We start from the raw sequence: 9,427 nt of genomic DNA, 5'->3' as shown, positions 1-9,427 counted from the left end.
GCCGCGATGCTCGCGGGCGCGACCGAGCCCGTCGCCGCCGCGGCGCTCGGGGCGCCGTCGCCGCAGGACGCGCTCGCCGCGCTCGACGCCTTCACGCTCACCGTCGGGCGCCCGGTCCGGCCGATGCTGGCCGCGTCGGCCCCCGACGTCGCGACCGCCGTCGCGGGGTTCGACGGCCGGACCGTCGTCGTCGACGCCAAGCTGGACGGCATCCGCATCCAGGTGCACCGGGACGGCGACGACGTCGGCGTCTACACCCGCAGCCTGGACGACATCACGGCGCGCGTCCCGGAGGTGGTCGACGTCGTGCGGGCGCTGCCCGTGACCACGGCCGTGCTCGACGGCGAGGCCCTGGCCCTGGGCGCGGACGGGCGACCGCGCCCGTTCCAGGAGACGGCGTCGCGCAGCGCGACGCGCGACGCCGAGCTCGCCGGCGCGGCGACCCTCACCCCGTTCTTCTTCGACGTGCTGCACGTCGACGGCCGCGACCTGCTGGGCGCTCCCCTGCGCGAGCGCCTCGCCGTCCTCGACGCGATCGCGCCGGACCACACGGTCGAGCGCGTGGTGACCGACGACACCGACGTCGCCCAGGAGGCCTTCGCGCGCTGGGTCGCGGCCGGGCAGGAGGGCGTCATCGTCAAGGACGCGCAGGCGCCGTACGAGGCCGGCCGGCGCGGCGGCGCGTGGGTCAAGGTCAAGCCCCGCCACACCCTCGACCTCGTGGTGCTCGCCGTCGAGCGCGGATCCGGCCGCCGCAGCGGCCTGCTCTCGAACATCCACCTCGGCGCGCGCGACCCCGAGACGGGCGGCTTCGTGATGCTGGGCAAGACGTTCAAGGGGATGACCGACGAGATGCTCGCGTGGCAGACGCAGCGGTTCCGCGAGCTCGAGGTCGCCGACGACGGGTGGACGGTGACGCTGCGGCCGGAGCAGGTCGTCGAGATCGCGTTCGACGGGCTGCAGCGCTCGACGCGCTACCCGGGCGGCCTGGCGCTGCGCTTCGCGCGCGTCCTGCGCTACCGGGACGACAAGACGCCGGCCGAGGCGGACACGATCGGCACGGTGCGGGAGCTCTCGCCGCCGGGCGCGTAGCCGCGCGCGGTGCCTACAGTGGACGGTCGATCGCTCGTCCGGCGCAAGGAGTGAGCATGAACCCGACCATCAGCGTCCTCTTCCGCGCCATCCCGCTCGCGATGGGGGCGGTGTGCCTCGCGTTCGGGCTCGACGTCCTCGCCGCCGGGGACGACGCCGCGCACTTCGTCGCCGGGCACGTCCTCGTCGCCCTCACCGCCATCTGCGTCGCGCTCTTCACGACCGCCGCGACGATCATCCGCCAGCTCATCCACCGCTACGGCCGCCCCTGGGAGATCGCCCTGCCGGCCCTCGGGTACGCCGTCGCGCTCGCCACGGTCGGCTGGGGCATCTCGATCCTCGGACGGGGCGAGGAGCCCCAGTTCGTCGTGGCGGGCCACGTGGTGCTCGGCATCGGGTTCATCGCGACGTGCGTGAGCACCGTGGCCACGGCGTCCACGAAGTTCGTCCTCATCCAGCGCAGCGGCGCGCTGGGACCGGGCGGCGGCCCGCCCGACGGCGCCTACTCCCGGCGGGCCGGGATCATCCTGGTGGCGATCCCCGCCGTCGTCGCGCTCGCCGGGCTGGTGATCGCCGGCACGCTCTACGCGCAGGGCGGCACGCACGCCCTCGTCGCGGGGAACGTGCTCACCGGGCTGTCCGTCATCTGCGCGGCGCTCGTCTCCCTGGTCGCGAGCGTGGTGCGCCAGGTGCGCAACGAGTTCGGCGACGCCGAGCGCTTCCGCTGGACGTGGTGGGTCGTGGCGATGGGCACGACGAACGTGGTCCTCGGCCTCGCGGTGCTGCTCGGCTCGGACGACCCGGCCCGGATCGCCCCGGGCAACGTCCTCATCGGGCTCGGCCTCGTGTGCTTCAGCATCCTGTCGAAGGTGGTGCTGCTCGCCCTCGTCTGGCGCCGCTCGTTCCCGCTCGCCAACCGCATCCCGCTCATCCCGGTGGGGACCGCGCTGACGTGCCTCTTCTACGCCGCGTTCCTCTTCCAGGCGACGCTGACCCGGCCGGCGTTCTTCGTCCCCGCCCACGTCCTGGTCGGGCTCGGCGCCGTCTGCTTCACCCTGTTCTCGATCGTCTCGATCCTCGAGGCGGGCACGTCGGGCGCGTCGGACACCTGAACCCGGGTGGGCGGCGGGCCGCCGGTGACGGCGGCCCGTGCCCGTCACCCGTGCGTCGGGCGGCGGTGCAGCGTCAGGTGCGGCAGGTGGACGCCGCGGACGCGGGGCGGCACGCCGCGCTCGGCGGCTGCGACGCGGCGCTGGAGTCGCTGCTCGAGGCGGCGTTCCTGGGAGCGGTAGAGCGAGAGGTACAGGTCGGGGTGCACGGGGGTCTCCTGCGCTCGTGGGGCCGTGGCCGGTGGGCCACGTCGGCCGGCGGAGCGGGTCGCGCCCCGCGGGGGCCGGCGAGACGTCCGTGTCCCGCCCAGCCAGGCTCCCACCCCCGGCAGGCACGCCGCCGGGACCTTGGACCGCGGCCATCAGGGTGACGCGCTCGCGTCGGTATCCGACGCGGACGCGTCACCCTGCGCGGCTCAGAGCGCGCGCGCGACCTCGTAGGCCTCGGCGATGGCGTCGATGGCCCGGCGGGCGCTGACCGCGTCGCCCACCACGTGGCACTCGATGCCCCGCGCCGCGCAGTGCTCGACGAGCGCCGAGTGGTCCACCGGCACGGACCCGACGGCGGCGACCACCAGGTCGGCCGCGATCTCGCCGCGCTCCCCGTCGCGCTCGACCACGACGCCCGCGGCGGTCACGCGCGCGCACGTCGCGTCGGTCACCACGGTGATGCCCTCGCGCGCGACGGCCTCCATGACGCAGATGCGCCGGAGCTGACCCAGGTCCCCGCCCACGGCCTCGGCCGTCTCGACGACCGTGACCGCGACGCCCTGCTCGGCGAGGTGCTCGGCGGCCTCGAGGCCGACCAGCCCGCCGCCGATGACGACGGCGCTGCGCACCCCGCTGCGCACGGCCGGCGCCTCGCCGCGCAGCACGGCGAAGGCGTCGGTGAGGTTCGCCCCGTCCTCCACGGGCACGGGGAGCGCGCGCGGCACGGCACCCGTCGCGACGACGACGGCGTCGGGCGCCACCTCGTCGATGAGCGCCGGCGTCACCGGGGTGCTCAGGCGCACCTCGACCCCGGCCCGCACCGCCTGCTCGCCGCGCGACACCGCCGCGTCGCGCATCTCGCCCTTGCGCGGCGCGTGCCCGGCCAGCTCGAACTGACCGCCGAGCGCGCCGCTCGCCTCGCACAGCACCGGGCGGTGCCCGCGCTCCTGCAGCACGAGCGCCGCCTCGATCCCGGCGACGCCGCCGCCTGCCACCAGGACGCGTCGCGGCCGCCCGGTGACCTGCAGCGTCCCCTCGCTCTCGCGCCCGACCCGCGGGTTGCGCAGGCACGTGATGGGCTGGCCCAGCACGAAGCGGTCGAAGCAGCCCTGGTTGCACGCGACGCACATGACGATGTCTTCCGCGCGTCCCTCGGCCGCCTTGCGGCAGAAGTCGGGGTCCGCGATCTGCCCGCGCCCGACGACGACCATGTCCGCCATCCCGGAGGCGATGATGTCGTCGCCCTGCGCCGGGTGGTTGATGCGCCCGACGGCGATCGTCGGCATGCCGGTCCCCCGCCGGATCGCCGCCGCGTTCTCCACGTTGAAGCCGCGCTCGAGGTCGATCGGCGGCACCTCGTACTTGATGGCCGAGGTGACGATGTTGCCGCGGGAGACGTCCAGGACGTCCACGCCCGCCTCCTGGGCGAGGCGGCAGAACGCGATGACGTCGTCGCGCGTGAGCCCACCGGGCAGCTCGTCGTCGAGCGCGTCGATGCGCATGAGCAGCGGCATGTCGTCGGGGATGCTCGCGCGGATCGCGCGGATGCACTCCAGCGGGTAGCGGGCACGGTTCTCGAAGGAGCCGCCGTACTCGTCCGTGCGCTGGTTGAGCGCGGGCGACAGGAAGGAGTGGGGCGAGTAGTTGTGCGCGCAGTGGAACTCGACCGCGTCGAAGCCCGCGGCGACGGCGCGGGCTGCCGCCTCACCCCACGCCTGCACGACCTCGGCGATCTTCTCGACGCTCGAGCCCGGGATCTGGCCGCCGGGCGTCGGCAGGCCGCTCGCTGTCACGAGCTCGAGCGCTGCGGGGTCCTGCCCCCAGGCGGCCATGCCGCCCTGCCACAGCTGCACGGCGCAGCGTGCGCCGGCGGCGTGCACGGCGTCGGTGAAGCGCCGGAGCCCGGCGACGTACGTGTCGTCGGCGATGCTCAGGAAGTTCCGCGGGGCGGAGGGCGTGTGGACCGAGCAGCACTCGGTGATGAGCAGCCCGCAGCCGCCCTCGGCGCGCGCGACGTGGTAGTCGATGAGCTGGTCGCTGACGTGGCCGCCGTCGGCCACGAAGCCGGTGGCCATGGCCGGGAAGACGACGCGGTTGCGCAGCTCGAGCCCGCGCAGGGTCATCGGGGCGAGCAGGTGGTCGTACGGCATGACTTCCTCCTGGGACCGGCGGTGGCGCCGCACGGGCGACGCTGCGGCGGCTCCATGCTCGTGGCGCTGCGCCCCCGCGACGCGGGACCTTCGGGTCCCGCCGGGCCCTGGCCCTCCGGCCGCGCTCGCCGAGGCGGTCCCGGACCGTGGCGGCGGCGTGGTCCCGGGTGGCGCTGGCTAGGCTCGGGACCGTGCCCAGCCCCACGCCAGAGCCGTCGCGGAGCGTCGAGGACGAGACCCGTCCGCTGCGCAGCGACGCCGCGCGCAACCGGGACCGGATCATCGGGGCGGCGCGCGAGCTGTTCGCCTCGCGCGGCCTGGGGGTCGGGCTCAACGAGGTCGCGCACCACGCGGGCCTCGGGGTCGGCACCGTCTACCGGCGCTTCCCCGACAAGCAGGCGCTCGTCGACGCGGCGCTCGCCGAGCCGCTGCAGCGCATGCGCGACGTCGCCGACCAGGCGCTACGGGCGCCGCGGGCGTGGGACGGGCTCATGCTGCTGCTGAGCGAGGGGGCGGCCCTCCTGGCCGCGAACCTGGGCCTGCGCGACGTCGCGCTCACGCGCGGCGACGGCCCGAGCACGCTGACCGCCGAGCGCGAGGGGTTCGCCGCGGTCGCGAGCACCCTGCTGGACCAGGCGCGCGCCGAGGGCGACCTGCGTCCGGGCGTCACCGGCGACGACGTCTACGTGCTGCTGTGGATGCTCACGGAGCTGGCCGAGCACAGCGCCGACGTCCGCCCCGACGCCTACGTCCGCTACCTCCAGCTGCTCACCGACGGCCTGCGCAGCGGACCCGGACGCGCCCCGCTCCCGGCCCCGCTGACCACCGACGAGGCGGTCGAGATCAGCCGGCGGTGGGCGGGCCGCTGAGCGGCCCGCCCACCGCACCGGTCAGGACGAGGTGACCGACGTCCGGTCGTCGGCGTCCTCGTGGATCGCGTGGTGCCGCCGCTCGAGCTGGGCGCCCTCGACGTCGACGTCCGGCAGGAGCCGGTCGAGCCAGCGCGGCAGCCACCACGCCTTCTCGCCCACGAGGTGCATCAGCGCGGGGACGAGCAGCATGCGGACGAGGAAGGCGTCGACGAGCACGCCGAACGCCAGGCCGAAGCCGATGGGCCGGATGATCGCGGTGTGCGAGAACACGAAGCCGCCGAAGACGGCGATCATGATGATCGCCGCGGCGGTGACCACCGCGCGCCCGGCGCGCACGCCCTGCGTCACGGCCCGGCGGGCGCCCGCGCCGTGCGCGTACGCCTCGCGCATGCCTGACGTGAGGAACAGCTGGTAGTCCATCGCGAGGCCGAACAGCACGCCGACCAGGATGATCGGCAGGAAGCTCAGCACGGGGCCGGGGTCGTGCACGCCGAAGACGTCGCCGAGCCAGCCCCACTGGTAGATCGCGACCACGCCGCCGAAGGCCGCGTAGACGGACAGGATGAAGCCGGCCGTCGCGATGAGCGGCACGACGAGCGACCGGAACACCACGACGAGGATGATCAGCGACAGGCCGATGACGACGGCGAGGTAGACGGGCAGCGCCGCCGCGAGCTTCTCGGAGATGTCGATGTTGCCGCTGGCGGCGCCCGCGACGGCGAGCTCGCCCTCGGCGCCGTCCACGCTCATGCCGCGCAGCTCGTGGACGAGCTCCTCGGTCGAGACGGCGTTCGGGCCCTCGGCCGGCACCACCTGGAAGGCCATCAGCGTGAGGTCGTCCGACGTGCCGACCGGCACGACGGCCTCGACGTCGTCGACCGCGAGGATCTCGGCGCCGATGCGGGCCTGCAGGCCCATGACGTCCGCCTCCTGCGTGCCCTGGGGCAGGTCGGCGACGACGACGAGCGGGCCGTTGACGCCCTCGCCGAACGCGTCGGCGGTGACCATGTAGGCGCGGTACTGGCTCGAGTCCTCCGGCTCGGAGGAGCCGTCGGGCAGGCCGAGGCGCATGGACAGCGCCGGGATCGCCACGACCAGCAGGACGCCGACGCCCACCACCAGGCGCAGCACGGCCTTGCCGGTGGACATCGGCGGGAGGTCCGACGGCGGCGGCGTCGGCTTCGCGGTCCGCTGGCGGCGCGGCAGCATCCGCCGGCCGACGAGCGCGAGCAGCGCGGGCGTCGCGGTGACCGCGACCAGGACCGCCACGAGGACGCTGAACGCCGCGACCGTGCCCATGAGGGCCAGGAACGGGATCCCGGTCATGTTGAGCGCGAGCAGCGCGATGATCACCGTGGAACCGGCGAACACGACGGCGTTGCCGGAGGTCCCGTTCGCCAGGCCGATCGACTCGTGCACGTCGGCGCCCTCACGGAGCTGGCGGCGGTGCCGGTTGAGGATGAACAGCGAGTAGTCGATGCCCACCGCGAGGCCCAGCATGATGCCGAGGACCGGGGTCACCGAGATCATCTCGACGGTGCCCGAGAGCGCCATCGTCCCCAGCGCACCGATGCCGACGCCGATCAGCGCCGTGAGCAGCGGCAGGCCGGCCGCGACGAGCGTGCCCAGCATGACGAGCAGGACGAGCGCGGCCACGACGACGCCGACGACCTCGGCCGCGCCGCCGATGTTCGGCACGCCGGCCACGAGCTCGTTGGACCAGTCGACCTCGAGGCCCTCGACGGGCTCGGCCGTGAAGGCGTCCCGCACCGCCTCCTTGGTCTCGGGCGCGACCTCGAACACGGGGTCCGTGAAGAGCACCGTGGCGATGGCGGCGGAGCCGTCCTCCGAGACCGTGCGGAAGCCCTCGGCCATCTCGAGGAGGGCCAGGCCGTCGGCCAGCACGGGCTCCTGCGCCTCGAGCTCGGCCCGGGCGGCGTCCAGCGCCGCCTGCTGCTCGTCGAGGAGCGCCAGGCCGGCGTCGAGCTGCGCCTGCTGGGCGTCGAGCTGAGGGGCGACCATGGCCAGCATCCCGGCCGCCTCGGCCTGGGCGCGGGCCTCGTCGAGCTGCACCTGACCGACCTCGGCCTGCGCGCGGGCGGCGTCGAGCTGCGCCTGGCCCTCGGCCAGCTGCGCCCGCCCCGCCTCGAGCTGGGCCTGTCCCTCGGCGAGCTGCTGCGCCTGCCCCGCGCGCTCGGCCTCAGTCGCGAACGGGTCGACGGTGGCCTCGACCCCGTCGACGTCGGCGGCCCGCGCCACGGCGGCGGCGATGCCCGCGCGCTGCTCCGCGGTGATCTCCGAGCCGTCGGCCGTGTGGAACACCACGCTCGCCGTGCCGCCGGACGCGGTCTCGAGCTCGGCCTCGAGCCGGTCGGTCACCTCGGCCGTCGCCGTCCCGGGGATGGTGATCGCCGAGCTCACGGTGCCGCCCAGCGTCAGGTACGCAATGCCGGCGAGGGCGAGGAGGACGAGCCAGGCGACCAGGACGGTCCAGGCGCGCCGGGCGGAGAAGCGCCCCAGACGGTAGAGCAGCTCAGCCATGACGTGCGTCTCCTCGGACGGTGGGGGTCGTGGTGCGCGGGTCCCCGGACGGCCGCGAGGCCGCACGCCCGGTACGCCGCGCGTCGCGGCGGCGGGGCAGCAAAGGGATGACCCGTATCCGCATCGGAGTCTACGCCCGGGTCCGACGTCGGCGAGCGGTGGCCCCGCTCACCGGGACGCCTCGTCGTCCGGGACCGCGAGGTCGACGTTGTCCCGGAAGACGTTCGTGGGGTCGTACCGCCGCTTGAGCTCGCGCAGGCGATCGAGGGTGGGCCCGGGGTAGGCGTCGAGGAGCCGCTCGGGACGGCGGTCGGTGTCGAAGCTCACGTACGCCCCCGTGACGTGCCGGCTCAGCGGCTCCCACGCCGCGTCGAGGCGCGTCTGGCTGCCGCCCATCGCGGAGACGACGAAGTTGGCCGACCGGTGGGCGTAGGCGGTCGCCGCCGGGTGCACGTCGCCCGCGGCGCCCCCGGTCGCGCGGATCTGGAAGAACGGGGTCGCGCCGCTCGCGAGCAGCCGCGCGGCGTCCGCCGCGAAGGCCGGCGTCACGTGCTCGAGCGTCCCGTTGCGGCTCACCGGTTCGCCCTGCGCCGCGTGCGACGCCGCCGGCGCCGCGACGACCCCCGAGTACGGCGTCAGCACCACCTGCTGCCCGAGCAGGGGTGCGATCTCGGCGAGCGGCTGCAGCCGGGCGACGATCGTGTCGACGTCGTCCGACGCGACGACGGTCATCGTCTGCGCGACGACCTGCCCGCCGCCCGAGCCGCCCATGATCAGGAAGCTCGTGAGGTCCCGCGGGGACGCCTCGACCGCGGCGCCCCACGCCTGGAGGAAGCGCGCGGTGTCGGTCGCGTCGTGCGCGAGCTGCGCGTAGCCGACGTCGCCCACCTCGCCGGCCTCGAGCTCGAAGGCCACCACGACGCCGAGCGCGAAGCCCGCCCCGCGCAGGCCCCAGAAGAGGTCCGGGTGCTCCGTCGCGCTCGCGCGCACCAGGCTCCCGTCGGCGAGCACGACGTCGGCGGCGCGCACGCGGTCGATCGTCAGCCCCTGGAGCCGGCCGAGCAGGCCGACGCCGCCCGCGGTCGCGAGCCCGCCGACGCCGACGCCGCCGTAGTCGCCCGAGGTGATCGCCCAGCCGTGCGGCGCGAGCGCGGCCGCGACGTCGCCCCAGCGCGCGCCGGCCTCGACGCGCACGAGGCGGGCTGCGCGGTCGAGCACCTGGATCCGGTTCATCCGGGACAGGTCGACGACGATGCCGCCGTCGTTCGTCGACCGTCCCGAGATGCCGTGGCCGCCGCTGCGGATCCCGAGCGGGACGGCCTGGGAGCGGGCGAAGGCGAGCGCCTGCCCGACCTGCGCCGCGTCGCCGGGCCGCAGCACGAGGCCGGGCGAGCCGCCGCGCATGTAGCCGGAGCGCACCGCACCGTAGGCCGGGTCGCCCGGCTCGACCGCG

The 9,427-nt window shown here is 75.3% G+C and carries 7 protein-coding genes; 3 read left to right on the top strand and 4 right to left on the bottom strand.

The window, feature by feature from the left end; genetic code table 11:
* Nucleotides 1–1,092 (top strand): ATP-dependent DNA ligase (locus tag IDM29_RS12175; protein ID WP_188037572.1); only part of this gene is annotated, 1,092 nt, incomplete at its 5' end.
* Between the two features lie 56 nt (nt 1,093–1,148).
* Entirely contained in the window at nt 1,149–2,204 is a 1,056-nt protein-coding gene (locus tag IDM29_RS12170) for a DUF2776 family protein (protein WP_188037571.1), read from the top strand.
* A 44-nt stretch (nt 2,205–2,248) separates the two neighbouring features.
* On the opposite strand, the gene IDM29_RS12165 is transcribed toward IDM29_RS12170, so the two are convergent.
* Complete coding sequence (locus tag IDM29_RS12165) at nt 2,249–2,410, bottom strand: hypothetical protein (RefSeq protein ID WP_182111872.1); 162 nt, start codon at nt 2,408–2,410, stop codon at nt 2,249–2,251.
* A 207-nt stretch (nt 2,411–2,617) separates the two neighbouring features.
* A complete protein-coding gene (locus IDM29_RS12160; RefSeq protein ID WP_188037570.1) occupies nt 2,618–4,561 on the bottom strand; it encodes an FAD-dependent oxidoreductase in 1,944 nt (647 codons plus the stop codon).
* A gap of 191 nt (nt 4,562–4,752) precedes the next feature.
* On the opposite strand from IDM29_RS12160, the gene IDM29_RS12155 reads away from it, so the two are divergent.
* Nucleotides 4,753–5,430 carry a TetR/AcrR family transcriptional regulator gene (locus IDM29_RS12155; protein ID WP_182111874.1) on the top strand — a complete coding sequence of 226 codons (678 nt, stop codon included), beginning with the start codon at nt 4,753–4,755 and terminating at the stop codon, nt 5,428–5,430.
* 21 nt (nt 5,431–5,451) lie between these two features.
* On the opposite strand, the gene IDM29_RS12150 is transcribed toward IDM29_RS12155, so the two are convergent.
* Nucleotides 5,452–7,974 (bottom strand): MMPL family transporter, encoded by a 2,523-nt coding sequence (locus IDM29_RS12150; RefSeq protein WP_182111875.1) that lies wholly within the window; start codon nt 7,972–7,974, stop codon nt 5,452–5,454.
* Nucleotides 7,975–8,142: 168 nt separating this feature from the next.
* Nucleotides 8,143–9,427: FAD-binding oxidoreductase (locus IDM29_RS12145; protein WP_188037569.1), on the bottom strand; the 1,285-nt coding region annotated here is incomplete at its 5' end.

It is taken from the genome of Actinotalea sp. JY-7885 (assembly GCF_014525465.1).
Lineage (GTDB): Bacteria > Actinomycetota > Actinomycetes > Actinomycetales > Cellulomonadaceae > Actinotalea.
The sequence above is the reverse complement of the archived record's forward strand: the minus strand, read 5'-3'. Positions and strand labels throughout refer to the sequence as shown.